The organism is Metabacillus mangrovi (genome assembly GCF_009711125.1).
GTDB classification, from domain to species: domain Bacteria; phylum Bacillota; class Bacilli; order Bacillales; family Bacillaceae; genus Metabacillus_B; species Metabacillus_B mangrovi.
In genome coordinates this window covers 80,722-105,472 of record NZ_WMIB01000014.1, presented here as the reverse complement: position 1 = coordinate 105,472, position 24,751 = coordinate 80,722, and the positions used below count along the sequence as shown (strand labels likewise).

Sequence of the window (24,751 nt, the reverse complement as noted above, 5' to 3'; positions counted from 1 at the left end):
GAAATGATTGAACACAAACCGCGAGCAGCCGATTGTTTTGTTGATGAGAATTTCCTGTTCTTTGTTTGGGTAGATTCGGAATTTGTAGGCTTTGTGTGTTTTCAAACGTTTTCACCTCCTATATCTATTATAGGGAACTGATGTTCTTTTATTCAAGTGAAAAGCGATTCATCCCCCACTTTACACTTCGCAAGAAGTGGGGGTCTTCTCGCCGGAGATGATAAAAGAAACCGGCTGGACGAACAGCCCTTCAGTTTTCAAATCGCAAAAAACCAATCTGTTTTTCTCTTCTTTAAAGGGAAGCAGATTAAAATTATGAAAGGCAAAGAAGCGGAAAAACTTGTGTCCCGCCTTCATGCAGCAAAGGATGAAAAAGAAATACAGCTGCTTCTCGCAAAGGCGACCGGGAACTTTAAGCACGGAAACGAACGCAAATAATAAAAAATGCCAGTTCCACTTAAGGAATTGGCATTTGGTTATCGTGACGTTTTCGGCGGCTGGCATGCATCACATTTTCGCTGGTGGTTATTCTTAAATTTCGTAAACGTCTTCTCGAAACGGCTGCCGCACGCACACTGGAATTCCAGTTTTTGCGAAAAACCGTGATATTCCGTTGAAAGAAGCTTGCTTTCGGAGTTCTTTTCAACGAAGTCATTAATTTTATGAATGGTCCATCTTTTGTTCATTTCATACACCTCCATACGCTATCAGATTGCAGATTTCGGACAATCTTCCAAGCGATTTATTATAACATGGGCTGTGCATCAATTGAACCGGGAATAAAAAGAAAGCTTGCAGAGAAATCCTCTGCAAGCTTCTTATCAGTTCGCCACAATATTAATCAATTTACCAGGTACCGCAATTACCTTGCGGATTGTTTTGCCTTCGAGCTGTTCTTTCACTTTCTCATCTTCGAGCGCGATTTTTTCCATTTCTTCACGGGTTGCTTCTGCTGGAACGAGCAGTTTTGCTTTTACTTTTCCGTTCAGCTGAACAACGACTTCCACTTCGTCCTCTACAAGCTTCGCTTCATCGTATTCAGGCCATGCAGTATACGCGATCGTATCTGTGTGGCCAAGCTTTTCCCACAGCTCTTCCGCAAGATGCGGCGCGATCGGAGAAAGAAGCTTTACGAAGCCTTCCATGTATTCTTTCGGAAGCTCAGTTGCTTTGTAGGCGTCGTTTGTAAACACCATCAGCTGGGAAATCGCCGTGTTAAAGCGGAGCCCTTCGATGTTTTCGGTTACCTTTTTCACGGTTTCGTGATAAACCTTTTCCAGTGACGCATTGCCGCTGTCCGCGATTTTCGGCGTAAGGCTTCCGTTGTCTTCCACCATGAGTCTCCATACACGATCCAGGAAGCGCCTCGCTCCGTCCAGTCCTTTTTCAGACCAGGCAATTGAAGCTTCCAGCGGCCCCATGAACATTTCGTAAAGACGGAGTGTGTCGGCACCGTGGCTTTCGACCACTTCATCCGGGTTGACGACATTCCCCTTTGATTTACTCATTTTCTCGTTGTTCTCCCCAAGGATCATCCCCTGGTTGAACAGCTTCTGGAATGGCTCCTTCGTCGGAACAACTCCGATGTCATAAAGGAACTTATGCCAGAAACGTGCATACAGAAGGTGAAGAACCGCGTGTTCTGCACCGCCGATATACGTATCAACCGGCAGCCACTGCTTGATTTTTTCCGGATCCGCAAGCGCCTCGCTGTTGTTCGGGTCGATATAGCGCAGGTAATACCAGCAGCTTCCCGCCCACTGAGGCATTGTGTTCGTTTCGCGGCGCCCTTTTTTGCCGGTTTCCGGATCGGTGACGTTCACCCACTCTGCGATGTTGGCAAGCGGAGATTCACCAGTACCGGATGGCTTGATCTCCTTCGTTTTTGGCAGGGTCAGCGGCAGCTGGTCCTCTGGAACGGCCGACATTGTGCCGTCCTCCCAATGAATGATTGGAATCGGCTCACCCCAGTAGCGCTGGCGGCTGAACAGCCAGTCACGGAGACGGTACGTGACTTTCTTTTCACCCTTGCTGTTCTCTTCAAGCCAGGTGATCATTTTTTCAATCGCCTCTTCTTTTCCAAGACCGTTCAAGAATTCGGAATTGACGTGCTCTCCGTCTCCTGTGTAGGCTTCTTTGGAAAGATCTCCGCCTGCTACAACTTCCTTGATTGGCAGATCAAATTTCTTAGCAAACTCATAGTCGCGCTCGTCATGCCCAGGTACAGCCATGATCGCGCCCGTTCCATAACTGATCAGGACATAGTCCGCGATCCAGATCGGCATTTTGCCGCCGCTTACCGGATTGATGGCGTAAGCACCTGTAAAGACACCGGTTTTATCTTTTGCCAGATCGGTTCTTTCAAGATCCGATTTGGATTTGACCTGATCGATGTAGGATTCAACAGCCTGCCTTTGATCCTCGGTAACCATTTTTGAAACAAGGGCATGCTCTGGAGCAAGGACCGCATACGTCGCTCCGAAAAGCGTATCCGGACGTGTTGTGAAAGTCGTGAAGCTCTCGTTATGTCCATCAATGGCAAATTGAACATGAGCGCCTTCCGAACGCCCGATCCAGTTGCGCTGCATATCTTTGATGCTTTCCGGCCAGTCGACTTCTTCAAGATCTTCGATAAGGCGGTCCGCATACGCCGTGATTTTCAGCATCCACTGCTTCATCGGCCGGCGCTCAACCGGATGACCGCCGCGCTCGCTTTTCCCGTCGATGACTTCTTCGTTGGCAAGCACCGTTCCAAGTGCCGGGCACCAGTTCACTGCGACTTCATCAATATAAGCAAGGCCTTTTTCATAAAGCTTCAGGAAAATCCACTGTGTCCATTTATAGTACTCCGGATCCGTCGTATTCACTTCACGGTCCCAGTCATAGGAGAACCCGAGTGCCTGGATCTGGCGTCTGAAGTTATTGATGTTTTGTTCCGTGAACTCTGCAGGATCATTTCCCGTATCAAGAGCAAACTGCTCTGCCGGAAGACCGAAAGCATCCCAGCCCATCGGGTGAAGGACGTTGTAGCCCTGCATTCTTTTCATTCTGGATAGGATATCGGTTGCCGTGAATCCTTCCGGATGTCCAACATGCAGTCCGGCGCCTGATGGATACGGGAACATATCCAGCGCGTAAAATTTCGGGTTCTCCGGATTTTCCCCGGTTTTAAACGTTTTGTTCTGCACCCAGTGATCCTGCCACTTTTTTTCAATCTGCTTATGATTAAAGCTCATCCTGCTTCCTCCTCGGGTTTATCTGAACGGCTGCTCTGAGCGGCGGGACCGCGAAAATAAAAAAAGCTCCGTCCCTGCAAAAGGGACGAGAGCTTTCTCCCGCGGTACCACCCAAATTAGTGTAAAAAATACACTCGCTTGACATTCGTAACGTGAATGGACGGCAGACACTACTTGTTTTCGCATCTGCAAACTCAAAGGCGAGTTCATGGACATTTGCTGCTGGCTTGCACCATCCGCCAGCTCTCTATTGTGCTTCCTGTCCACTACTGCTCCTTGTCACCGTTCAAACTATTGCAATGTAAGGCTATTTTATAAAAAATTTGAGGAAGATGCAAGCTGCTTTGGCGAACTAAGGGAAATTAGGCTGAGAGAAGAGCTCGATATGGAAATACGGCTCCGGTTAATTTTTGGAAGAGGGAAGATCCGGCTTTTCTGGGTCACTGGAGATTTCAAAGCTTCGCAGGACCGCTTCCCCGCTGTAACCAGCGATAATGGAAAGCAAAACGAGCTGAAAAGAGGTTTGCGGTTCTGAGGAGAGGACGAGCATGATGGCTGCGATCGTGCCGACAGCAAAATCTTCATAGAAGCCGAGGTAAATAAACCGTTTTGTCATTCTAGGCTTTTCCAAACGCCCCCTTTTTTTCATATGGCTCACAATCCCCATTATTCCTCCAATGATACTGGCAATCAAAATTTGAACTGTCAACTGCACCACCATTCCTTCTTTTTTATTCTGGCAAAACGGAAGAATAAAAAATACAGACCGGCAGTCCCACGGGGAAGGGAAAGACTTTTCTTTTCATTGTACAACATATGTTCCCCCCTGGCTTGATTATTTAGAATTATTTTCCATACCTGTCTAAGGTACTGGTTTCATGCAGTTTCCGGGCGGAGAGAGCTGTTTTTAAGGGACTTACCGGGTGGAGCGGTCTCAGAAGACGTTATTTCGACGAAAACTGGCCGTTTTTCGCTGTTTCGGTCTGAGGGGACACTATTTACCGGGAATTCGCGGGTTTGGGGCGGAATCACCGCAAATAGCTGCCGCTGAGACCGTTATTCGGGAAAACAGGCTTTTTTTGGGCAAATAGCGGCCCTGGAGACCGGTAACTCCTGTTTCGGTCTCAGAAGACGTTATTTCGACAAAAACCGGCCTTTTATTGCTGTTTCGGTCTGAGGGGACACTATTTACCGGGAATTCGCGGGTTTGGGCCGTAATCACCGCAAATAGCTGCCGCTGAGACCGTTATTCCGAAAATCAGGCTTTTTTGGTGCAAATAGCGGCTCTGGAGACCGGTATTTCCTGTTTCGGTCTCAGAAGACGTTATTTCGACGAAAACCGGCCTTTTTTTGCTGATTCGGTCTGAGGGGACACTATTTACCGGGAATTGGCGGGTTTGGGCCGGAATCACCGCAAATAGCTGCCGCTGAGACCGTTATTCCGAAAATCAGGGTTTTTTGGTGCAAATAGCGGCTCTGGAGACCGGTATTTCCTGTTTCGGTCTCAGGAGACGTTATTTCGTGGAAAACCGGCCTTTTTTGCTGTTTCGGTCTGAGGGGACACTATTTGCCGGGAATTCGCGGGTTTGGGCCGGAATCACCGCAAATAGCTGCCGCTGAGACCGTTATTCCGAATATCAGGCTTTTTTTGGGCAAATAGCGGCTCTGGAGACCGGTCGTTCCTGAAGCGATCCCAGGGATCAGCGCCCAGCCTATAAAAAAAGCCCGAGTCTCTGACTCAGGCTACGTGTTCTGCGGTTTCTTTGTCTGTACCATATTTCAGGCCTCTGTCATAAACCATCGTGATGAAGAAGCTGACGACGAGCAATCCGAGGAGGACTGCGAACATGACTGGCATATTGAATACATCGACCAGGATTCCGCCAAGCAGCGGTCCAACCATTCTTCCGGCTGTAGCGGTGCTGTTGACAAATCCCTGGTAGAAGCCTTCTCTGCCTTTCGGCGCCAGGTCGTTGGCGATGGTCGGCACTGCCGGCCAGACAAGCATTTCTCCAACTGTCAGGATGATCATGGCAGCAAGGAAGCCTGTAAACTCACCGGCTGATGCGGCAATTCCGTAGGAGACCATAAAAATCCCCATTCCGATCAGCATTTGTGTTTTCAGTGTTTTTGCAAACCGCTTCACAAATGCAGACAGCAGCGGCTGTCCCAGTACAATCATCAGTCCGTTAATGGTCCATAGCAGACTGTACTGCTTTAAATCGATGTTCAGCGTCTGGGTGTGTGCAGCAATCGTTGACTGCCACTGTACGTAAGCTGCCCAGCATAGAAAGTAGGCAACGCTCAGTACGGCCAGGGCCGTGAACTTCGTCCGGTCTTTTACCGCCGGCTTTTGGGTGACCAAAGCAACGGAGTGAACGGTTGCCTGGATATTTCGGTAGCCGAAAAATGCTACCAAAAAAAAGATGGCATACAAAAGGCCGTTGGCCAGAAAAATCCACTGAAAGGATATGGATGCGACAAGTCCGCCCAGGGCAGAACCGATTGCCACCCCTGCATTTTGCGCTACATAAATGGCATTGAAGGACCTTCTTCCGCCTTCTGGCCAGACACTTCCCGCCATTGCATACGTTGCAGGAAAAACAATACCTGAACCGAACCCGACAATCGCCAGCAAAATGACATAATACGGCCATCCGTGGAAAAAGACCATCAGTGACAATGCAGTCAATGTGATGATAATTCCGAGCAGAATGGAGCGGTATCCGCCGATTTTATCAAACAGCACTCCTCCGGCCAGGTTTCCGATCACACTCGCACCTGCGTTGAGCATGAGGACAATCCCAGCCACTGTCAGCGATTTGCCCAGTTCGTCATGAATATATATGGTATTCAGAGGCCATAAAAAAGAAGCCCCGGTAACATTTATGATCATCCCGATTACGAGAAGCCACAGGGAACGCGGCATAAAGCTCCCCTCCCTTTTGAATTAAATTCCATAGAGTATTGTATGGCGTTTCCCCCACTTTTTCAATGAAAGAATGCTGGATTTACAAAGAAAAAATATTGCAAAAAATCCCCCTGCCAGAGACGGGGGGATTGAATACTTGGAGATCACTCCAAGAACAGCAGCATGCTTGAAGTTTTTTCTGTAAAACCTCTTCTGATGCCGTTTTTTAAAAAGCTGATTGGTAGACTCGGTTACACTACATTTCCCTTCTCAAAGCCGAAAGTACATTAATATTCGTCGCTTTAACAGCCGGACGCAGCCCGGACAGGATGGCTACCCCAATGCTAATCGCAGAAGCGATTAGTACGAGCGATACCGGGATATAGGAAATCTGCATATCGATTGATTCGCCCCCGGCAGCGGACTCAAGAATCATCGGGATGATTTGGTTTGCTGCAAAGCTTATCCCGTATGAAAGGAGGACACCGATTGCTGCACCCGCCACTCCGATCCATGCGCACTCCATCAGGAACAGTCTGCGGATCATCTTGGGCTGTGCGCCGATCGCCTTCATGATGCCAATCTGCTGGGTGCGTTCCGTTACAGCCATCGTCATTGTATTGAAGATTCCAATAGAGGCGATCAGAACTGCCACTGTCCCTACAAAAATCAGCCCGGCTTTAAATGCATTAAAGAACAGATTCATGCTTTCCAGCTCTTCTGTGATGGAGTAAACCAGGTAGCCTTTCTCTTTGAGTGCTTTCGTAAGACCGTCCACTTGGCCGATGGATTCAGCATAAGCATTCACAGTTGAATAGGTGATCTGATCCGGATTGAATTCCGGATCAATCAGGGGAGCAAGCTCTTTAAGCATCCGGTCATCAATCATGACGTTGGTGTCTTGGAGATAATCACGTGCGGGCTTTTTTGCCACGCCTGCAATCGTAAACGTATAGGTCTTATCTTTGCCGTCTGCGTCCGTATAAATGAAGACTACTTCTTTATTCAAAAGCTCGTCCGTATAGCCTGCCGGCTGCTTTGCTTCCCCCTCCGGATTGTTCTCAAAGGCCTGAAGCTGCTTCCGTTCCTCGTCAGTTAACAGCATGTTGCCGAAATGATAGCCGACAACGATCTCGTCCGCCTTCTCAGGCATTCTGCCGCGGTCCAGTGTCAGGTTTGCTTTTTTCTCCTGATCCATGTCGGTAATAATAGATGAAAAGTTTTCTCCCGACCGTTCTTTGAGTTTTGCCGTTACAGGCAAGTCAATCTGGTTGCGTTTTACAACCGCCTTAATTCCTTCTGTTTTCTCAATATCTTCAATCATCCCGCTTGATACGGGCAGGGCCCCTTTTTCTTTATCCTCTTTTCCTTCTACTTTGACTTCCGTAAGGAGCTGCTGCTTTTGGATTTCATCTGTGGCCGTTTTTTGAAAGCCGAATCCAATAGATGCCAGCACGATGAGAAACGCACATCCCATTGTGGTGGCCAGAATCGTCATAAAGACCCGAAGCCGGTTTTTTTTCATATTCTGCCTAACAAATGCAACCTGATCTTTAAACTTCAATTGAGACACCCCCGTTCACTAATGCACCGTCATGCAGATAAAATCGTTTATCACTGATTTCTGCCACTTCTTCGTCATGGGTGATGATAAAAAAGGTGATGCCCTGCTGGCGGTTCAGCTCCCGGATTAAATTCAAAATCTCTTTCTCGGTCTCAGAATCGAGACTGCCAGTCGGTTCATCCGCTAAAATAATCTGCGGATTCAAGATAAGCGCTCTTGCAATGCTGACCCGCTGCTGCTGGCCGCCTGACAGTTCATTCGGAAAATGATTCGCCTGTTCCAAAAGACCGACACGCTGGAGAATTTCCTGCACCCTGAGCTTCCGCTGTGAAGCATGGACTCCTTCAAGCACAAGCGGCAAAGCTACATTATCAAACGTGGAGAGGCTCGGGATTAGCTGAAAATTTTGAAAAATAAACCCGAAATTTTGCAGTCTGAAGGCTGCCCACTGCTTCTCGCTGAAAGAAGTGACATCTTCTCCGTTTATTAAAATTCTCCCTGAGCCTGGTTTCATAAACCCTGATATTAAATTCAGCAAAGTCGATTTTCCAGAACCGCTCTTGCCGAAAATCGAAGCAATTTCCCCTTGGCTGATTTCGAGGGAAATCCCGTTCAAAACCGGGATCTCCCTTTCCTTCCCTTTTTTCCCGACATAAAAGGAATGGGAAAGGTTTTTTATTTCAATCATAAATGCTCCTCCTAGCTTACCTTTGTTTTTTTATAAATAAGGATATAGCCAAGGGTTCCCCCTATTGCTGCTCCAATGAGTAAACCGGTAAAATACCCTGTAAGGGTTCCGGTCATCCCATGGATTGCACCGCCAAAACCAAACGTCCCTAGAATGATGACGTATACGAAAACCGGAAGTTCGAGCTGCTTCCACAGAAAGAAAGAGCCGTTGCGTTCAGCAGGGTGTTTCAGAAAAGCAGCATATCCGATTACAAGGAAAAGCACCGTAAGGAAAACAGGAATGAGAAGCTGCTGATAGGTCATGTTTACATCGTAAATAAGGTAGGCTGGCGCTGAAAAATAAGCGATCGTCTCGACTGTTTCCATCGGAATTTGTGTAGAAATCAAGTAAAATGGCTCAAGATTCATGGCTGCTGCACCTATAGTCAGCACCGGCAAAAGCGCCGTACTAACCGCAACAATCGCCTGAGCAAATGGGGTCCCAGTAAGACACCCTGCCGAAAATACAAGTGTGAAGATCATGATTAGCGCCGCACCGGCAAAGCAGTAATAGTGCAGCAAATCCACATCAGTCCCCAACGCCGCAAGCTCGATTGAAGAAATCACGAAGGACAACAGGAGGGAGACCACAATCGCCGCGAGTCCCAGCAGCCATTTTGTCCAGAATATCGTACTGCGTGAATAAGGAAGGGACAGGGTGAATTCCATGCTTCCCCGCTGCCGTTCACTTCCGATAAACCCTATAGCAAGGAATGCTGTGAGCATCATTAAAAAGCCTAAAAACACTTGCTGGGAAAGGTCATACGTATAAGGCCCGGGAAAATTGCTGTCCAGGTAACCTGAATAATCCTCCATTATGCTGAGCGGAACGTAGGCCGTCAGGATGAGCATCGTGACCCCCAGCATGAGGCCGGACTGTCTGAGTTCTTTTAGTAAAAGACCTTTCCTTACCATCTGCGTTTCCCTCCATACTTTGCAATAAAGACTTCTTCAAGGCTGACAGGCAGCTCGTTCCAAATCCTCGGGTTCTGCGCCTTCAGCCAGCTTCTGTGTTCTTCATTCTGTTTTTCAAGCAGGATGGTATAAAACACCCCGGTATGATCCAGGATCGGCAAGCCCTTTTCCCTGATCCGAAGCTGTATATCCTCTTCAAAAGCAAGCTGCACTTTGTGATAATTCTCCTTAACCTCTTCCATGTCCGTTAAACCGGTTAACGTATGATCCTCTAAAAAGGCAATTCGGCTGCAAATCCTCTCCACATCTTCAAGACGGTGAGAGGTGATGATAATCGATGTTTGCCGGTCCGCCACCTCATCAATCATCAGCTCCAGTACGTCATGACGGGTAACCGCATCAATTCCGTCCGTCGGTTCATCCAGTAAAATTACTTCGGGCCTCATCGCAAAAGCAACAATTAGGGAAAACTGCTTTTTCAGGCCGGTTGATAAATCCCTGAACTTTTTCGTTTCTGATAAGCCATACCGGTTCATCAGCTCATTGGCATAGGTCACATCAAAATCTGGATAAATCGGCTTCAAAATCCGGATCAGCTGTTTGTACGTATACCGGTCATAAAAACTCTGCCGAATTGGGACGTACACAACCTTTCGCTTCAGATCAGGGTTTTTATCAAGCGGCACATTTCCGTAAAAAATCCCGCCCTGATCCGGCAGGAGAATCTGCTGAATCAGCCGGAGAAGCGTCGTTTTGCCGGAGCCATTCCGCCCGAGCAGCCCAAAAATTTCACCGGGCTCAAGCGAAAACGATACATCCTTTAAAACCTGCTCACCGTCCATCGTTTTGGACACATTCCGAACTTCAAGCATCCTTCTTTCCCCCAACCTCTTTCTTGATCTCATCAATCCAGTCATGCAGTTCATTAATATCAACTCCGGCATAAGCCGCATCTATAATCAGCGTTTTCAGCTGCTCCTTCAGCATCGCCATCTTCCCCTCATCCAGTTTAAATTTTGCATTTTCCGAAACAAAGGTCCCTCTGCCTCTCAGCGTCTCAATAATCCCTTCACGTTCCAGCTCTTTATAAGCCTTACTCACTGTATTTGGATTCGCGATAATAATCGTAGCCAATTCCCGAACAGAAGGAAGCTTATCCCCAGGCTTCATCGCGCCCTTCAAACACAGCTCCTTCATGCTCTGCACAATCTGTTCATAAATCGGCGTCGAGCTGCGAGGATCAATTTGAATCATGATCTCCCTACTTTCTGAATTTAAACTGTATTAGGTGTACTATGTTTATTAATACAGTTACTACATTATTCACTTTTCATGAATTTGTCAACGGCATTTCTGTTTTTTTATGAGAATTATTGTTTCGGTTGCGCGTCTGGCACCGGGCTCACATTAATTAAAGCAGTTCATCGGATTCGAAAGTGCACGATTGGGTAGGCGGGACTGTCCCCACTTTTGCTAAAGCACTAAAGCTCCGGCACCTGCTTCCTGATTCCCTGTTGCACAAGGCCTCGCACCCCCAGGTCTCCTTCCTCCTCTGCGTTAAAGCACTGCGGGACTGGCACCGCCCGAAATACCCATAACAAAAAAAGACACCGCGCAGGGTGTCTTTTCCTATTTATTTCGACTTGTCCGGCTGGCTGCGCTTGGCATTTTTCTTTTTCACCTGTGCGACAGGATCCATTTCATTTGCAAACTCCGGGTGGCCGGCATTATGTGTCTTTTGTTCAGGATTGTTTTGATCAGATTTTGTTGCCATCTTTGGTCTCCTCCTTAGTGTCTTTGCAGGATCATTTCGTTTTGCAGCTGCTGCAGCTGCAGGCGCATCCGGTACAGCTGCTCTTTTTGCTGGTCGTTGCAGCTGAGGGTGAGCTTGTTCAGGTCGTTGACCGCGTCCTCAAGCATGGACTGGGCTTTTGTGTATTCCTCATCGTGGTAGTGTTCCTGCTTGGCTCCGCTCTCAAATTGTTCTTTTGCATAATTGTAGGTGTCGGTGCAGGTTTGCATATACTCTTCAACGGATTCTCTCGTTGCCATTTAAAACATCTCCTTCACAGATTTTCGCTTTTTTATGGTTTGCATTTAACGGATCAATCAATCCGAGAATATTTGGCATTCCAAAATGGACCGTGATAAAATGGCTTGATAACATAAAGAATCAGGAGGCTTTTCGGATTTGAAACAGTCCAACCCCTTTCCATATGCGAGCGATACAAAGCGGTATCATTCATGGAATTATCATTTAAAAAACCATTTTGGACATAAAGTGTTTAAGGTTGCGCTGGACGGAGGCTTTGATTGCCCGAACAGAGACGGCACCGTTGCTTACGGCGGCTGTACGTTTTGCAGTGCGGCCGGATCCGGGGATTTTGCGGGAAACCGGGCCGATGATTTAACCGTTCAATTTCATGAGATCAAGGATAAAATGCACCATAAATGGAAGGAAGGAAAATACCTTGCCTATTTTCAGGCCTTCACCAATACACATGCACCCGTCGAAGTGCTGAGGGAAAAATTTGAAACCGTACTCGGGTTTGAGAATGTAGTGGGGCTTTCCATCGGGACCCGTCCTGACTGCCTGCCGGATGATGTAGTTGAGTATTTGGCTGATTTAAATAAACGCACGTACCTTTGGGTGGAGCTTGGCTTGCAGACTGTACATGAACGGACAGCCCTGCTCATTAACCGGGCTCACGATTATGAACTCTATAAAGAAGGCGTTCAAAAGCTGCGGAAACATGGGATCCGCGTATGCACCCATATCATCGACGGCCTTCCGCTTGAAGACCGGGACATGATGATGGAAACGGCGCGCGAGGTCGCCAAACTTGATGTACAGGGAATTAAAATACACCTTCTTCATCTTCTAAAGGGTACCCCAATGGTCAAGCAGTATGAAAAAGGGCTTTTGGAATTCCTGTCCTTTGAAGAATATATTCAGCTTGTATGCGATCAGCTTGAAATCATTCCCCCGGAAATGATAGTCCATCGGATTACAGGGGACGGACCCATTGATTTGATGGTCGGACCGATGTGGAGCGTCAATAAGTGGGCGGTTTTAAATGCCATTGATGCAGAGCTTGAAAAGCGCGGCAGCTATCAGGGGAAGTTTTTCAATGCGGAAGGAGCAGCTCACCGATGAAATTAACCAGAATCCTGCCCTTCTGCCGAGAGCTTCTTTCCTCAGCAATCGGTCCTGGCGACATAGCGATTGATGCGACTGCAGGAAACGGCCATGACACCGCATATCTCGCTGCACTTACAGGTGAAGAGGGCCGCGTATATGCTTTTGACATTCAAGAAGCAGCCATTCAGTCCACGGCAAGCCGGCTTGGGGAAAAAAAATTCAGCGACCGTGTCACACTTTTCCAAAGCAGCCACGAAAACGCAGAAGCATTGATTCCAGAAGAGGTCCATGGCCGGATTGCAGGCGCGGTATTTAACCTCGGCTACCTGCCGGGAGGCGATAAAGACGTCGTCACAAAAGCGGAAGGAACCATCGCAGGAATCCGCCAAATCTTCAGGATGCTGAAGCCTGAAGGAATCATTGTACTCGTCATTTACCACGGCCACCCGGAAGGCAAGCTAGAAAAAGACGCCGTAATGGCATTCGCGGAAGCTATACCTCAGGAAGAAGCGCACGTCATCCGGTACGAATTCATCAATCAAAAAAATGATCCCCCGTTTATATGTGCTATTGAGAAAAGATGAGCGGGGAAAGAAAGTTAAATGATGGCCACGGCCCTAGAATGCTTTAGCATTTTGGGGTCTTTGCTTTTTAGCATGGTCCCTTCCTTACTTATTTGGCTGACGCGATTTTTTTGGCCGATCAACCTCTTTATTTGTCCGTTACACACCTAAATTGGCCGTACTCCCCACTTATTTGTCCGACCCCATGTATTTGGCCGTTGTGCCAGCTAATTTGGCCGTTGAACCTCTTTATTTGTCCATCACATGCGTTAATTTGGCCGTTCTCCTCGTTTATTTGTCCGATCCCATTTATTTGTCCGTTCCACCCCATAATTTGTCCGTCACACACGCTAATCTGTCCGTACTCCTCACTTATTTGTCCGTCCCCATCTATTTGGCCGTTGTGGCAGCTAATTTGTCCGTTGCACCCCTTAATCTGTCCGTCACACACGCTAATCTGTCCGTACTCCTCACTTATTTGTCCGACCCCATCTATTTAGCCGTTGTGGCAGCTAATTTGTCCGTTGCACCCCTTAATTTGTCCGTACTCCTCACTTATTTGTCCGACCCCATTTATTTAGCCGTTGTGCCATCTAATTTGTCCGTTCCACCCCTTAATCTGTCCGTCACACACCCTAATCTGTCCGTAACCCCGACTTTTTTGTCCGTCCCCATCTATTTGTCCGTTGTGGCAGCTAATTTGTCCGTTGCACCCCTTAATTTGTCCGTTACACACCCTAATCTGTCCGTAACCCCGACTTTTTTGTCCGTCCCCATCTATTTGGCCGTTGTGCCAGGTAATTTAGCCATTGCACCCCTTAATTTGTCCGTACTCCCCACTTATTTGTCCGTCCCCATCTATTTAGCCGTTGTGCCATCTAATTTGTCCGTTCCACCCCATAATCTGTCCGTCACAAACCCTAATCTGTCCGTAACCCCCACTTATTTGTCCGTCCCCATCTATTTAGCCGTTGTACCATCTAATTTGTCCGTTCCACCCTATAATTTGTCCGTCACAAACCCCAATCTGCCCCTACTCCCCACTTATTTGCCCATCGCCGGTTATTCACCCGTCCCCCCATATAACCTGGCCGTCACGCGGCCTGCTTCCGATTCATGCAAAGCAATATTTTCTGAATAAAGCCCCCTCTAAAATAAAATACTATGTTCGAGATTTCTTCGTTGACTTTCGACAAATTCTGCCGTACTCTTATAAAGTATTTTTTATACAAATTAAACCTATCAACTAACTGGGGGATTACAGAGAATGAAAAGATTCTTTTCAATTTTATTGGTTGCAGCAGCGCTTCTTGCTATGGCTGCTTGCGGGGCGAAAAAGGAAGAAAGCTCCGGCGGTGATCTGTATGATCAGATCAAGGAGAAGGGTGTCGTAACGATTGGAACGGAAGGCACTTATGCTCCCTTTACTTTCCATGATAAGTCCGGCAAGCTGACTGGTTTTGATGTGGAGGTTGCGGAGGAAGTTTTTAAGCGCCTTGATATTAAGACGAAGTTTGTTGAGACGAAGTGGGATGGAATGATTGCGGGTCTGGATGCGAAACGCTATGACATGGTTGCGAACCAGGTAGCGATCCGTCCGGAGCGGCTTGAGAAATATGATATGTCAGAGCCTTATATTGTTTCTAAAGCTGTGCTGATTGTTAGAGAAGACAATAATGAGATCCAGTCACTGGCTGATTTGAAAGGCAAGAAAGTCGGGCAATCTCTTGATAGCAACTACCGGAAGATTGCAGAAGAAAACGGAGCTTCAAACACAGTGGTTGAAGGTTTTAATCAATCCATTGATCTGATTGCTGCGGGAAGAGTGGACGCTACCATCAATGACAGTCTTTCTTTCCTTGATTTGAAAAAGCAGCGTCCGGAGCTGCCGATTAAGAGTGTGTATGAAGAAAAAGATGCAACAGAAAATGCTTTTCTGTTCCGTAAAGACAGCGGGAAGCTGAAAACGGAAGTTGACAAGGCTCTTGCTGATATGAAAAAGGATGGGACGTACCTGAAGATTTCTGAGAAATGGTTCGGTACGGATGTATCCAAGTAAAGGAATTGAGTGAATATGTTTGCTGATGAACGTGCTCAGCGGATTATAGGGATTCTGACAGAATCCTTTTTTCCGCTTTTAAAAGCAGGGATTGCTTTTACGATCCCTTTGACCCTAATTTCGTTTGTTTTGGGATTGGTCCTTGCATTTTTCGTTGCACTCGCGAGGATTTCGAACATTAAACCCCTTGTCTGGATTTCGGGCATCTATGTCTGGATTTTCAGGGGAACTCCTCTTTTGGTACAGCTGTTTATCCTGTTTTACGGTTTGCCAAGCGTCGGTTTGACCCTTGATCCGTTTACGGCGGCGGTCATCGGTTTTACGCTGAACAAAGGGGCTTACAGCTCTGAGATCATCAGGGCCGCGATTCTATCCATCCCGAAAGGTCAGTGGGAAGCCGCTTATTCGATTAATATGACGCGGTCCCAGGCGATCAGGAGGATCATCCTTCCGCAGGCTGTCCGCGTTTCACTGCCGCCGCTTGGCAACTCCTTTATCAGTCTTGTGAAGGATACGTCGCTCGCCGCCACGATCACAGTGACGGAAATGTTTCAAAAAGGACAGCAGATTGCTTCTGTGTACTATGAGCCGTTATGGCTTTACATCGAAGTAGCGGTTATTTATCTTCTTTTCAGTACCGTGCTGACATGGCTGCAATCCAAACTGGAGCGCCGCTATGAACGCGGAATTGCGAAGTAAGGAGGCGCTCACTATGATAAAACTGGAACAAATCCATAAATCGTTCGGCACACTTCACGTATTAAAGGGAATCGATTTGACCATTGAACGCGGTAAGACAGCGGTCATCATCGGTCCTTCAGGCTCGGGTAAAACGACACTGCTGAGATGTCTGAACCTCCTTGAAGTGCCGGACACAGGAACCATTACCCTTGGGAGTGAAACAATTGAATTTTCAGCGGATAAGCAGCTGAAGACCAGTGCTGTTGCCGGTTTCAGGCAGCAGACCGGCATGGTTTTCCAAAATTACAACCTGTTTCCCCATTTGACGGCGATTCAGAATGTAATGGAAGGACAGCTTACTGTAAAAGGCATTGCCAAAGCGGAAGCCAGAAAATACGCAGCTGCCCAGCTTGAAAAAGTCGGACTCGCTGATAAAGCGGATATGTATCCGCATCAGTTGTCGGGAGGACAGCAGCAGCGGGTGGGCATTGCAAGAGCGATGGCGATGGACCCTGATGTACTGCTATTTGATGAGCCCACTTCTGCACTCGATCCCGAGCTTGTGGGAGAAGTGCTGAAGGTGATGAAAAACCTGGCAAACGAAGGAATGACGATGGTCATTGTCACGCATGAAATGCAATTTGCCCGGGATGCAGCCGATCTTGTCATCTTCATGGACGAGGGAGCGGTGATTGAAGCAGGAACTCCTGAAGAGGTGTTCGACCGGACGAAAAACGCCCGCACCCTTCAATTCTTAAATAAAGTACAGGCTAACAGGTGAAAAAGACCGGAAGCAGACGCTTCCGGTCTTTTTTTTATTTATTGGGCAGTCAGCCTCTGGTACGTCCGATATGCCCGGCCGTTCAAATAGAAGAACAGGGACGTCCCTCCTCCTCTTTTCAGAAGAGCACGGGCGAGGCGGTTCAGTTCTTTTCTGGATGTCACCTTTTGATCTGAAAGATAGACTCCGAGCAGGCCGCGGTTGATAAGTCTGTGAAAGCCTTCATGCGGAATGCCCTTCAGGCTGCTGTCTGCTTTTTCGATAAAATGCTTCAGCCTCTGCATCATGCTTTCCTCTGTCGGATAATAGCTGCAAAAGTTCAAATCTCCGCCGGCCTGGTCCTCCTCCTGGTCGATCAAGTAATCAAGGAGAATATGAAGCCCTTGAACATACGGGAAGTAGCTGTCACGGATTTGCTGCGCGAGCTTTTTGTCAAAAGAACTTTGGAAGCCGTAGGCAGCAAGACAGAAGATTCCGAGAGTCGATCCGCTGCAGGCGGAAAATTCGTACCACTCCATTTCAGGCAGCGTGCTGCGGTGACGCTCAAACCATGTTTCAAGCCTTGGAACGCGTTCGTCCTTTTTAACGTGCTTATGTACCTGCAGATCGCAGTAGTAGCCGGACAGTTCAAGCATCGATTCTTTGATGTCCGGATACTCTTTAATTTGAAAGAGAAGCCTCTGGCATGTCTGCACCAGATCATGAAGGTATCCTTCATCATCCTGGTCTTCTCTGAAAGCATAATAGTTCTTCAGCTCTGCTCCGCATGTAAGTGCATCAGGCATGGACTGATGCAGCATCCTGAAATCTGCCGGGTCCAGTGATGTGCTCCGGTCGCACAGATTGTCCAGATAGTCGCTGATGGTCTGATAGGCTACGATGAATTCAATGCATTCCTTCATTTTTGGACCTGCAAGAATTGCGAGGATGCTTCCTCCCTCACAGTGAAACGCTTTGCTTTCGATGCTTGCGAGCGCCTGGGATCTCAGTTCTTCATTCGGGATGGCTTCTGCTTTCTTTTTCCACTCTGCTAAATGTTCATGGACAATGGGGAATACCTGCTTGTATACCTTTTTCATTAATGAAAAAGGAGATGTGGGTATATTCATGTCGATTCACTCCAATTTTCCTGCGGCAATTCCGGAAGATGGTAATCGGCAAAGTTGAGTGCGAGCTTAAACACTTGATCACGCTCCGGTTCATTGAAAATTTCATGGTAAAACCCCGCCCATTCCTTATAGGTCTTTTCGGTGGAATCAAGACGGTTAAACCAGGACTTCACAGCATTCTTATCCACAATTTTATCATCGCCTCCCTGCATGACAAGAAGCGGTACATCCGGGAACACGTGCTGCTTGTCATTTGCCTGGTCAACGGCATGCACGAGTTCCCTGTACCAGCGGATGGATACTTTCGTCACATAAAGGGAATCATTTTCATCTATTTCAATGACAGACTTATTCCTTGTCGCCATTTCAATGGAGAGGCCCGATTTCAGCATCAGGGCTGGCGACACGACATTGAGACCCCTTGACACAATATCTAATGCCCGGTTTGGCCTGTGCACTAAACCAAGGCAGGGTGAGGATAGAATGACTCCCGCCAGATCATGTTCTTTCTCCTGGAGAGCCCGGATGGCGATCAGTCCGCCCATGCTGTGGCCAAGCAGGAACAACGGGAGATCATATTTTTCTGCTTCTGTGAGCCAGGTGCTTAGTTCAGTTATGTATTCTTCAAATGATTTAATATGTCCTCTTCTTCTCGTAGAAGTCCCCTGTCCGGGAAGGTCGCCCATAATGACATGATATCCGGCGCATCTCCACATTTCAATCAGCCATTTATAGCGGCGGTGATGCTCTGCTGCACCGTGAATCATCACGATTACCCCTTTAGGCCGTTCCGCTTCCCATTTCCACATGAAAATCCCTCCGGTACTTTCTGGAATCTGTTCTTTCAAGCATCCTGCATTTGTTTATAATGGAGTTAGAATTCCCTATTTTACTGAAAGGATGTTTAAATACGATGATTTATCCTTACAAAGAGTTTATTCCTGAAATTTCTGAATCTGCCTTTATTGCGGATTATACGACCATCTCCGGAGATGTAGTCATCGGAGATGAATCCAGTATCTGGTTCAACACCGTCATCAGAGGCGATGTGGCTCCCACCATTATCGGCAGCAGGGTTAACATTCAGGATCAGTGCTGTCTTCATCAAAGCCCTGGTAACCCGCTTATTATTGAAGATGGGGTAACGGTCGGCCATCAAGTCATCCTCCACAGTTCCATCATCCGTAAAAATGCCCTGATCGGGATGGGCTCGCTTGTATTAGATGGCGCAGAGATCGGGGAGGGAGCCTTTATCGGTGCAGGCAGCCTTGTTCCCCCTGGCAAAACGATTCCTGCCGGGATGCTTGCATTCGGAAGGCCGGCGAAAGTGATCCGCCCCCTTACAAAAGAGGATCTGGAAGACATGGATAGAATCCGCAGAGAATATGCAGAAAAGGCACAGATTTATAAAAAGGCAGCGCAGAAATAAAGTACATTCATTTTATCACGGGAATGCTGGATGGCAAAAGAATGATGCATACGGTGCGGACAAGGTTCTCTTAAAGGAATTGAAAAAAAAAGATTGAATATCTTTACAATTTCTTATTATTAACTAAATATTTCTAAATTAGAATAGTATAAAAGGGTTTTGCAAAGGAGCATTCATCTAAATGAAAACCAAACTGATTGCCAACATGTATGATTTTGAGTGCCGTCTTTTCCGAAGCTTGAACAGACATTTTGACAGAAGGTTTCTCAATCTGTACTTCCGGAACATCACGCATGCAGGCGGAGCGACCCTGACCATCATGATGTGCCTTGCACTGATCGTTTTCACTCAGGGGCCGGTCCGGTGGGTTGCCGCAGCGAGTGCCGTTTCCCTTGCCATCAGCCACATCCCTGTGGCGTTTGTAAAAAAAATGTACCCAAGGAAGCGTCCTTATCTCGCTTTGCTTGAAACAAAATGTCCCGCCAACCCTTTGGAGGATCACTCGTTTCCATCCGGCCATACAACTGCCATTTTTTCTGTTATCATTCCATTTCTTCTTTTCATGCCGGGCCTTGCAGTGCTGCTGATTCCGCTTGGAGTGAGTGTCGGCCTTTCACGGATTTATCTTGGGCTTCATTATCCTTCTGACGTGCTGGCGGGCTGCCTTCTCGGAACATCGACAAGCATCCTAATCTTTTCTATCATAAGCCGTCTGGTTCCGAATCTGTTATCTGTTTCCTGATTATCCGGTTCGACTTTCATGTCTGGAGGGGTTCGATGAAAATCGCATTGTTTACTGATACGTATGCTCCGGATGTAAACGGAGTTGCCCGTACATTGAAACGGTTCACAGACTACCTTGAAGCAAATGGCCATGAATATCGTGTATTTGCACCGGAAAGTACAAAAGAAAGCTTGTTTTCCAGCCACATTCACCGGTTTGCAAGCTTCCCTTTCTTTTTATATCCTGAATGCCGGGTCGCCTGGCCGAACATGATTCAGGTTAAAGGGGAACTGCAAAAGTTCAAGCCCGATCTCGTACACATTGCCACCCCTTTCAACATCGGCCTGTGCGGGATGCATTACGCAAAAAAGCTGAACATTCCGATCGTCGGTTCTTATCACACTGATTTTGACCAGTATCTTGACTATTACGATCTGCAGTTTTTTTCCAAGCTGCTATGGAAGTACATGCACTGGTTTCACAAACCGTTCAAGAAACTGTTCGTTCCTTCCCCCTCCACTCTTGAGCAGCTCGATAAGCAAGGATTCCAGAACCTGAAAATCTGGGGAAGAGGTGTAGACTGCTCCATGTTCACACCCAACCTCGAAGGCTTTGACGCCCACAAAACCTATAACATTAAAGAACCGTTTATTCTTTCTTATGCCGGCAGGCTTGCCCCTGAAAAAGATATCGAAACGCTTATTAAAACCGCAGAATCCCTTCCTGCCCGCCTGAAGGAGAAAGTCCATTTTCTGATTGTCGGCGACGGTCCTTCAAAGGCAGACATGATGAAGCAGGCTCCGGATAACATGACCTTTGCCGGTTACCTCAGCGGGAGGGACTTGGCAAAAATTTATGCTTCCTCTGATCTGTTTGTCTTTCCTTCTCCAACTGAAACGTTCGGCAACGTCGTGCTCGAAGCGCTGGCGTGCGGAACTCCGGTTGTTGGTGCCAACTCCGGCGGTGTTAAGAATATTGTAGCAGAAGGAAAAAACGGCTTGCTGTGCGAGCCGCGGAATCCTGACGCGTTTGTTGCCGCCATTGACTCGCTTCTTGAAAACCACAGCCTCCGGGAGCACATGTCCAGACAGGCACGTGCTTACGCCCTCACACAGACGTGGGACCAGATCTTCAGCGGCCTCGTACAGGATTATAAAGAAGTTCTTATTCCCGCTGAAGAAGTCCGCTATGCTTAAAGGTGAAGGAATCGAGCCAAAACAAACCCCTGATCGAATTCAGGGGTTTTGCTTTTACCGGTTCCCCTCCACTGCATGTATAAACGGTACAGGCCACGTTCTGTTCAGATGCAGGCAGACCGGATTGATTACCGGAACCATTTTATATAGTTAGAGGCCACTTTCTTTAACCCGCTGTCAAACAGCTTTTCCCGCCAGTACAGATCGGCTGCCGCCTGAATCGCTGCGGCTTTGTTTGGATAAGGGTAGACCATCCCGGAAAGACTGCGCAGCTTCTGGCCGTTTGTTTTGGCGTAAACGACCGTCTGCATCCAGTCCCCTGCTCCCTCTCCGGCAGCATGAGCACCAAGAATCTTCCCTTTCTTATCCATGATCAGTTTGATTACGCCTGTTTCCTCTTCTGTAATGAACCGATCTACCTCATCGAGCTTTTTCCTGTAAACGGTCACGGTCTCATGTTTCTCCCTTGCTTCTTCCTCTGTCATGCCAAGATGAAATACTTCGGGCTTTGTGTACACATTCCAAGGCATGTTCTCGTAAGAAATCGCACTTTTCACGCCAAAGATGGCATTTTGCACAACCGTCTTTCCTTCCTGGCCGGCAGAATGGGTAAAGAGGAATTTCCCCGTTACGTCTCCGATCGCAAAAATGTGCTTCTGGCTTGTCTGCAAATAGCCATTTACAAGGATATGGCCCTTTTCATCAAGCTCCACACCGGCTTTATCCGTATTCAGGCCTTCTGTATTCGGCACCCTTCCCATCGCCAGAAGAATTTCATCTGCTTCAAGTTCTTCCTCTTTTCCGTTCCGCTTTACATACAGGATTTTTTTCCCGTTATTCAGGACTACTTTTGAGACTTCCGTGTTTGAACGGATCTCGAGTTCCTTTGACAGAGTGTCCGTCATGAAATCTCTGATTTCATCGTCTTCTCTGGAGAGAATTTTTTCCGACCGGTCAATGATGGTTACGCTGGAGCCCATTCTGGCAAAAGCCTGTCCCATCTCCACACCGATCGGCCCCCCTCCTATCACGGCAAGGCGTTTCGGAAATCTTGGCATCGTAAAAATGGTTTCGTTTGTCTGGAAACCGGCTTCCTTCAACCCTTCGATATCCGGCTGAAGAGCACGGGACCCTGTAGCGATCACAATCCGTTTCCCCTTTAATACCTGACCGTTCACTTTCACCTTCCGCCGGCCTGTAAATTCAGCCGCTCCGTGGAATACATCGACGCCGAGCGTTTGGAATCTCTCGTCCGAGTCATGGTGCTGAATCGTTTCAATAGCGGTTTGAACCGCTTCTTTTATTCTTTCAAATGGGACAGTCAAGGCCACGCCCTGCCTTGAAGCTTCCTGATTTGCCGTATAATAGCGGTTTGCCTGGTGAATCAGCGCCTTTGACGGCACACATCCATAATGAAGGCAGTCCCCTCCAAATGTCTCTTTCCGGTCAATCAGCGCTACCTTCGCCCCAAAGGAAGCAGCACCGGCTGCAGCTGTTAAGCCGCCCGATCCTCCACCTATGACAATCAAATCATATTTCATTTCTCTTTCTCCCCCTTATTTGAGAATGCGTTTTGCTTCGAATAATCTCTGAAAAGCTGTAAACAGTTCTACTGCAAAGAAGAGCAGCGTCAGCCAGATCAACTGCCCGCTGAACAGGATCATGAGAGAAAAGAGGATAAATCCTTCTGTACGCTCAGCAACTCCTGCCTGATAATAAAAGGATTTAACTCCCTGCTTTTCACTCAGGGCACCCACTGTTAAAAAGATGGTCATCGAAACAATGATGGAACAGCTGAGCAGGAGAAGAACCCATTGTGCTTCCGGGAAGGCAAAGGCAAGGCCGAGAATGACGCTGATTTCAACTACGCGGTCGAAGGTAATGTCCATTACTGTGCCCCATGGTGACGGCTTTGTTTTTCTGGCCATTGTGCCATCGACTGCATCCAGGAAACCGGAAAGCCAGAGAACAATGACGGCAAGGACAGGCTGATTTAAAAAGATGAGCAATCCGGATGATACCCCGATTACAAATGCGATCGCGGTCACCTGATTGGCGGACAGCTTCCACTTCAGCAGGACTGCTGCCGTGCTTTCAATAACAGGCTGTACATATTTCCGTCCATGTGTATCAAGCATCTTTCTTCACCTCATTTTTCCCCTCTTGAAACAGTCTTTGCTTCAATTTTTCTTTAAAGAGGACCGGGATAATGGCAATAACTGCAAAAACCATTACTGCGATAATTAACACTGTTTTATCTTCTGTAATGCTTGAACCAAGAAAATTATAAGCAAACGTACCCGGGATGATTCCGAGAATTGTCGCAGCCAGGAATGAATACCAGCGGATGGATGCGATGCCGGCTGTGTAGCTGATCAAATCAAAATTAACAATCGGAAGGAGTCTTAAAATGAGTACGTAGGTAAAGCCGTTCTTCTCCATCAATTTTTTTACCGTCTCGATCCGGTCTGAGGAGGGAATAAAGCTTTTGCCGAATTTTTTTGCCAGCATATAGGCAAGCATGGCTCCTCCGGAAGCTCCCGTAACTGTATAAATCAGACCCTGTACCGGACCAAAGGCCAAGCCGCCTGCCAGCGAAAGGAGGGAGGCGGGAAAAAGAACGAGCGGCCTTACTGTGTAAAGAAGGATATATACAATAGGGCCGGCAGCTCCAAGGGAGAGAATCCAATCCTTTATCGTTTGGGGACTCCATTTCAGGAAGCTTTGGTTCACCCAGAGGAGCAAAACCGCCGCTGCGGCGATGATCACCAGCCGGATCCATTTCTTCACTTTACAGCCTCCTCTTCGTTTCTTCTGCGGATAAAGACGGTCTGGCCTTTATTGAGAGGGCTGCCGCTGCTTAATGTGATGATTTGGGATTCAACCGCTATCCGGTAAAAGACGTGTCCATATTTATAGGTTTCCCCTAAAACGGTCCCCTCCCATCCCTGATCAGAGAGTTCAAGGCTGCGTGAAGCAAAAAAATCCCCGCTCACTGTCAGGCCGTCCCCATAAAACCTGGCCACTGTTTCATTTGCCGGATGCATATAGATTTCGCGGGCAGGCCCTTTCTGCAGGATTTTCCCATCATGCAGAATGGCCAGCTCATCGCCAACGAGCGAAGCCTCCTCCATATCATGGGTAACAAAAATCGAGGTGATGTTCTGATCTTTCAATAACCCTTTCACCCAAATTCGGAGCTTATCTCTCAAAAGAGGATCGATGCTTGCAAAGGGTTCATCCAGAAGAAGGAGCTTCGGTTCCATGACGAGGGATCTCGCCAGTGCCGCCCGCTGCTGCTCTCCGCCGGACAATTGATGGGGATAACGGCTCGAAGCATGCTGCATCTCTGTCTTCTCAAGCATCTCCTCCACCTTTCGCCTGCGAAGTTCTCTGGACGTTTTTTTCAGCTTCAGGCCGTATTCAGCATTTTGAAATACAGTCATATGAGGGAATAGCAAAGCCTGCTGGAATACGAGGAGCACGCCTCTTTTTCTTGCACTGACATCCGTCACATCCATGCCATCCAAGGATATCCGCCCTGAATCCAGCTGTTCAAGACCTGCGAGGCATTTAAGCAGTGTGGATTTGCCTGTTCCGGAAGGGCCGATCAGTGAAAGGATCTCCCCTTTTTTCATGGTGAACTCTGCACCATCAAGGACAGAGCGGGATTGATAGGTTTTCGAGCCGGTGAATGCTAAATAAGACATAG

General features: G+C 47.7%; 28 protein-coding genes and 1 other annotated feature. Of the genes, 10 read left to right on the top strand and 18 right to left on the bottom strand.

Translation table 11 applies throughout. The annotated features are described in order from the left end of the window. Nucleotides 1-105: helix-turn-helix domain-containing protein (locus tag GKZ89_RS13920; protein WP_155111715.1), on the bottom strand; the 105-nt coding region annotated here is incomplete at its 3' end. Nucleotides 106-315: 210 nt separating this feature from the next. On the opposite strand from GKZ89_RS13920, the gene GKZ89_RS21500 reads away from it, so the two are divergent. Next, nucleotides 316-438: an ABC transporter ATP-binding protein gene (locus tag GKZ89_RS21500; protein ID WP_338324933.1), complete on the top strand. Its 123-nt coding sequence runs from the start codon at nt 316-318 to the stop codon at nt 436-438. A 38-nt stretch (nt 439-476) separates the two neighbouring features. Here the strand turns inward: GKZ89_RS21500 and GKZ89_RS13910 are convergent, their stop codons facing one another. From GKZ89_RS13910 to GKZ89_RS13860, 11 genes are all read right to left on the bottom strand, one after another. Then, nucleotides 477-686 (bottom strand): hypothetical protein, encoded by a 210-nt coding sequence (locus GKZ89_RS13910; protein WP_155113003.1) that lies wholly within the window; start codon nt 684-686, stop codon nt 477-479. A 135-nt stretch (nt 687-821) separates the two neighbouring features. Next, nucleotides 822-3,236, bottom strand: a complete 2,415-nt coding sequence (gene leuS, locus GKZ89_RS13905) for a leucine--tRNA ligase (RefSeq protein WP_155113002.1) — start codon at nt 3,234-3,236, stop codon at nt 822-824. Nucleotides 3,237-3,314: 78 nt separating this feature from the next. Continuing rightward, nucleotides 3,315-3,528 (bottom strand) — a binding site (T-box leader). A gap of 111 nt (nt 3,529-3,639) precedes the next feature. After that, a complete protein-coding gene (locus GKZ89_RS13900; RefSeq protein ID WP_430697336.1) occupies nt 3,640-3,945 on the bottom strand; it encodes a DUF4257 domain-containing protein in 306 nt (101 codons plus the stop codon). A 1,029-nt stretch (nt 3,946-4,974) separates the two neighbouring features. Beyond that, nucleotides 4,975-6,165, bottom strand: a complete 1,191-nt coding sequence (locus GKZ89_RS13895; RefSeq protein WP_155113000.1) for an MDR family MFS transporter — start codon at nt 6,163-6,165, stop codon at nt 4,975-4,977. A gap of 238 nt (nt 6,166-6,403) precedes the next feature. Next, nucleotides 6,404-7,711 carry an ABC transporter permease gene (locus tag GKZ89_RS13890; protein WP_155112999.1) on the bottom strand — a complete coding sequence of 436 codons (1,308 nt, stop codon included), beginning with the start codon at nt 7,709-7,711 and terminating at the stop codon, nt 6,404-6,406. After that, nucleotides 7,701-8,399 carry an ABC transporter ATP-binding protein gene (locus tag GKZ89_RS13885; RefSeq protein ID WP_155112998.1) on the bottom strand — a complete coding sequence of 233 codons (699 nt, stop codon included), beginning with the start codon at nt 8,397-8,399 and terminating at the stop codon, nt 7,701-7,703. Before GKZ89_RS13885 ends, GKZ89_RS13890 begins: the two co-directional genes overlap by 11 nt. A gap of 11 nt (nt 8,400-8,410) precedes the next feature. After that, complete coding sequence (locus tag GKZ89_RS13880) at nt 8,411-9,355, bottom strand: ABC transporter permease subunit (RefSeq protein ID WP_155112997.1); 945 nt, start codon at nt 9,353-9,355, stop codon at nt 8,411-8,413. Continuing rightward, nucleotides 9,349-10,227, bottom strand: coding sequence for an ATP-binding cassette domain-containing protein (locus GKZ89_RS13875; RefSeq protein WP_155112996.1), 879 nt, complete (start codon nt 10,225-10,227; stop codon nt 9,349-9,351). The genes GKZ89_RS13880 and GKZ89_RS13875 overlap by 7 nt, the downstream gene beginning before the upstream one ends. Further along, the gene (locus tag GKZ89_RS13870) at nt 10,220-10,609 is read right to left on the bottom strand and encodes a GntR family transcriptional regulator (RefSeq protein WP_155112995.1); all 390 of its coding nucleotides are present in this window, start codon (nt 10,607-10,609) and stop codon (nt 10,220-10,222) included. The genes GKZ89_RS13875 and GKZ89_RS13870 overlap by 8 nt, the downstream gene beginning before the upstream one ends. A gap of 379 nt (nt 10,610-10,988) precedes the next feature. Continuing rightward, nucleotides 10,989-11,129 carry a glycogen biosynthesis protein GlgD gene (locus tag GKZ89_RS13865; protein ID WP_155112994.1) on the bottom strand — a complete coding sequence of 47 codons (141 nt, stop codon included), beginning with the start codon at nt 11,127-11,129 and terminating at the stop codon, nt 10,989-10,991. A 14-nt stretch (nt 11,130-11,143) separates the two neighbouring features. Further along, complete coding sequence (locus GKZ89_RS13860) at nt 11,144-11,407, bottom strand: YtzC family protein (RefSeq protein ID WP_155112993.1); 264 nt, start codon at nt 11,405-11,407, stop codon at nt 11,144-11,146. A 139-nt stretch (nt 11,408-11,546) separates the two neighbouring features. Here GKZ89_RS13860 and mnmL point away from each other — a divergent pair, with 139 nt between their 5' ends. From mnmL to GKZ89_RS13830, 6 genes are all read left to right on the top strand, one after another. Beyond that, a complete protein-coding gene (gene mnmL, locus GKZ89_RS13855; RefSeq protein WP_155112992.1) occupies nt 11,547-12,512 on the top strand; it encodes a tRNA modification radical SAM protein MnmL/YtqA in 966 nt (321 codons plus the stop codon). Then, nucleotides 12,509-13,081, top strand: coding sequence for a tRNA 5-(aminomethyl)-2-thiouridylate-methyltransferase MnmM (gene mnmM, locus GKZ89_RS13850; protein ID WP_155112991.1), 573 nt, complete (start codon nt 12,509-12,511; stop codon nt 13,079-13,081). The genes mnmL and mnmM overlap by 4 nt, the downstream gene beginning before the upstream one ends. A 211-nt stretch (nt 13,082-13,292) precedes the next feature. Beyond that, the gene (locus GKZ89_RS13845; protein ID WP_155112990.1) at nt 13,293-14,201 is read left to right on the top strand and encodes a hypothetical protein; all 909 of its coding nucleotides are present in this window, start codon (nt 13,293-13,295) and stop codon (nt 14,199-14,201) included. Between the two features lie 126 nt (nt 14,202-14,327). After that, on the top strand, nt 14,328-15,119 hold the full coding sequence (locus GKZ89_RS13840) for an amino acid ABC transporter substrate-binding protein (protein ID WP_155112989.1): 792 nt from the start codon (nt 14,328-14,330) through the stop codon (nt 15,117-15,119). A 15-nt stretch (nt 15,120-15,134) separates the two neighbouring features. Then, on the top strand, nt 15,135-15,818 hold the full coding sequence (locus tag GKZ89_RS13835; protein ID WP_155112988.1) for an amino acid ABC transporter permease: 684 nt from the start codon (nt 15,135-15,137) through the stop codon (nt 15,816-15,818). A gap of 13 nt (nt 15,819-15,831) precedes the next feature. Then, complete coding sequence (locus tag GKZ89_RS13830; RefSeq protein WP_155112987.1) at nt 15,832-16,581, top strand: amino acid ABC transporter ATP-binding protein; 750 nt, start codon at nt 15,832-15,834, stop codon at nt 16,579-16,581. A gap of 38 nt (nt 16,582-16,619) precedes the next feature. Here the strand turns inward: GKZ89_RS13830 and GKZ89_RS13825 are convergent, their stop codons facing one another. Beyond that, the gene (locus tag GKZ89_RS13825; RefSeq protein WP_155112986.1) at nt 16,620-17,690 is read right to left on the bottom strand and encodes a tetraprenyl-beta-curcumene synthase family protein; all 1,071 of its coding nucleotides are present in this window, start codon (nt 17,688-17,690) and stop codon (nt 16,620-16,622) included. Beyond that, the gene (locus GKZ89_RS13820) at nt 17,687-18,499 is read right to left on the bottom strand and encodes an alpha/beta hydrolase (RefSeq protein ID WP_155112985.1); all 813 of its coding nucleotides are present in this window, start codon (nt 18,497-18,499) and stop codon (nt 17,687-17,689) included. The genes GKZ89_RS13825 and GKZ89_RS13820 overlap by 4 nt, the downstream gene beginning before the upstream one ends. Before the next feature lie 104 nt (nt 18,500-18,603). Here GKZ89_RS13820 and GKZ89_RS13815 point away from each other — a divergent pair, with 104 nt between their 5' ends. The 3 genes from GKZ89_RS13815 to GKZ89_RS13805 all read left to right on the top strand — a co-directional run bounded on the left by GKZ89_RS13815 (nt 18,604) and on the right by GKZ89_RS13805 (nt 21,039). Continuing rightward, nucleotides 18,604-19,119: a gamma carbonic anhydrase gene (locus tag GKZ89_RS13815; RefSeq protein ID WP_155112984.1), complete on the top strand. Its 516-nt coding sequence runs from the start codon at nt 18,604-18,606 to the stop codon at nt 19,117-19,119. Nucleotides 19,120-19,300: 181 nt separating this feature from the next. Further along, nucleotides 19,301-19,861: a phosphatase PAP2 family protein gene (locus GKZ89_RS13810; RefSeq protein WP_155112983.1), complete on the top strand. Its 561-nt coding sequence runs from the start codon at nt 19,301-19,303 to the stop codon at nt 19,859-19,861. A gap of 35 nt (nt 19,862-19,896) precedes the next feature. Continuing rightward, entirely contained in the window at nt 19,897-21,039 is a 1,143-nt protein-coding gene (locus GKZ89_RS13805) for a glycosyltransferase family 4 protein (RefSeq protein ID WP_155112982.1), read from the top strand. A gap of 128 nt (nt 21,040-21,167) precedes the next feature. Here GKZ89_RS13805 and GKZ89_RS13800 read toward each other — a convergent pair whose 3' ends face one another. The 4 genes from GKZ89_RS13800 to GKZ89_RS13785 are packed head-to-tail and all read right to left on the bottom strand — an operon-like array spanning nt 21,168 to nt 24,749. Next, a complete protein-coding gene (locus GKZ89_RS13800) occupies nt 21,168-22,580 on the bottom strand; it encodes a dihydrolipoyl dehydrogenase family protein (RefSeq protein ID WP_155112981.1) in 1,413 nt (470 codons plus the stop codon). Nucleotides 22,581-22,595: 15 nt separating this feature from the next. Then, nucleotides 22,596-23,177, bottom strand: coding sequence for a CDP-alcohol phosphatidyltransferase family protein (locus tag GKZ89_RS13795; RefSeq protein WP_155112980.1), 582 nt, complete (start codon nt 23,175-23,177; stop codon nt 22,596-22,598). Then, on the bottom strand, nt 23,170-23,829 hold the full coding sequence (locus tag GKZ89_RS13790) for a VTT domain-containing protein (RefSeq protein ID WP_162356876.1): 660 nt from the start codon (nt 23,827-23,829) through the stop codon (nt 23,170-23,172). Before GKZ89_RS13790 ends, GKZ89_RS13795 begins: the two co-directional genes overlap by 8 nt. Continuing rightward, on the bottom strand, nt 23,826-24,749 hold the full coding sequence (locus tag GKZ89_RS13785) for an ABC transporter ATP-binding protein (protein WP_155112979.1): 924 nt from the start codon (nt 24,747-24,749) through the stop codon (nt 23,826-23,828). Before GKZ89_RS13785 ends, GKZ89_RS13790 begins: the two co-directional genes overlap by 4 nt. Between the last annotated feature and the right edge of the window lie 2 nt (nt 24,750-24,751).

Coding starts and splice junctions, on each gene's coding strand:
- GKZ89_RS13800 (WP_155112981.1), bottom strand. CDS start 22,580: ATGAAATATGATTTGATTGTCATAGGTGGAGGATCGGGCGGCTTAACA.
- mnmM (WP_155112991.1), top strand. CDS start 12,509: ATGAAATTAACCAGAATCCTGCCCTTCTGCCGAGAGCTTCTTTCCTCA.
- GKZ89_RS13895 (WP_155113000.1), bottom strand. CDS start 6,165: ATGCCGCGTTCCCTGTGGCTTCTCGTAATCGGGATGATCATAAATGTT.
- GKZ89_RS13880 (WP_155112997.1), bottom strand. CDS start 9,355: ATGGTAAGGAAAGGTCTTTTACTAAAAGAACTCAGACAGTCCGGCCTC.
- GKZ89_RS21500 (WP_338324933.1), top strand. CDS start 316: ATGAAAGGCAAAGAAGCGGAAAAACTTGTGTCCCGCCTTCATGCAGCA.
- GKZ89_RS13805 (WP_155112982.1), top strand. CDS start 19,897: ATGAAAATCGCATTGTTTACTGATACGTATGCTCCGGATGTAAACGGA.
- GKZ89_RS13870 (WP_155112995.1), bottom strand. CDS start 10,609: ATGATTCAAATTGATCCTCGCAGCTCGACGCCGATTTATGAACAGATT.
- GKZ89_RS13825 (WP_155112986.1), bottom strand. CDS start 17,690: ATGAATATACCCACATCTCCTTTTTCATTAATGAAAAAGGTATACAAG.
- GKZ89_RS13815 (WP_155112984.1), top strand. CDS start 18,604: ATGATTTATCCTTACAAAGAGTTTATTCCTGAAATTTCTGAATCTGCC.
- GKZ89_RS13885 (WP_155112998.1), bottom strand. CDS start 8,399: ATGATTGAAATAAAAAACCTTTCCCATTCCTTTTATGTCGGGAAAAAA.
- GKZ89_RS13795 (WP_155112980.1), bottom strand. CDS start 23,177: ATGCTTGATACACATGGACGGAAATATGTACAGCCTGTTATTGAAAGC.
- GKZ89_RS13910 (WP_155113003.1), bottom strand. CDS start 686: ATGAACAAAAGATGGACCATTCATAAAATTAATGACTTCGTTGAAAAG.
- GKZ89_RS13785 (WP_155112979.1), bottom strand. CDS start 24,749: ATGTCTTATTTAGCATTCACCGGCTCGAAAACCTATCAATCCCGCTCT.
- GKZ89_RS13865 (WP_155112994.1), bottom strand. CDS start 11,129: ATGGCAACAAAATCTGATCAAAACAATCCTGAACAAAAGACACATAAT.
- GKZ89_RS13830 (WP_155112987.1), top strand. CDS start 15,832: ATGATAAAACTGGAACAAATCCATAAATCGTTCGGCACACTTCACGTA.
- GKZ89_RS13835 (WP_155112988.1), top strand. CDS start 15,135: ATGTTTGCTGATGAACGTGCTCAGCGGATTATAGGGATTCTGACAGAA.
- GKZ89_RS13820 (WP_155112985.1), bottom strand. CDS start 18,499: ATGTGGAAATGGGAAGCGGAACGGCCTAAAGGGGTAATCGTGATGATT.
- GKZ89_RS13875 (WP_155112996.1), bottom strand. CDS start 10,227: ATGCTTGAAGTTCGGAATGTGTCCAAAACGATGGACGGTGAGCAGGTT.
- GKZ89_RS13810 (WP_155112983.1), top strand. CDS start 19,301: ATGAAAACCAAACTGATTGCCAACATGTATGATTTTGAGTGCCGTCTT.
- leuS (WP_155113002.1), bottom strand. CDS start 3,236: ATGAGCTTTAATCATAAGCAGATTGAAAAAAAGTGGCAGGATCACTGG.
- GKZ89_RS13860 (WP_155112993.1), bottom strand. CDS start 11,407: ATGGCAACGAGAGAATCCGTTGAAGAGTATATGCAAACCTGCACCGAC.
- GKZ89_RS13840 (WP_155112989.1), top strand. CDS start 14,328: ATGAAAAGATTCTTTTCAATTTTATTGGTTGCAGCAGCGCTTCTTGCT.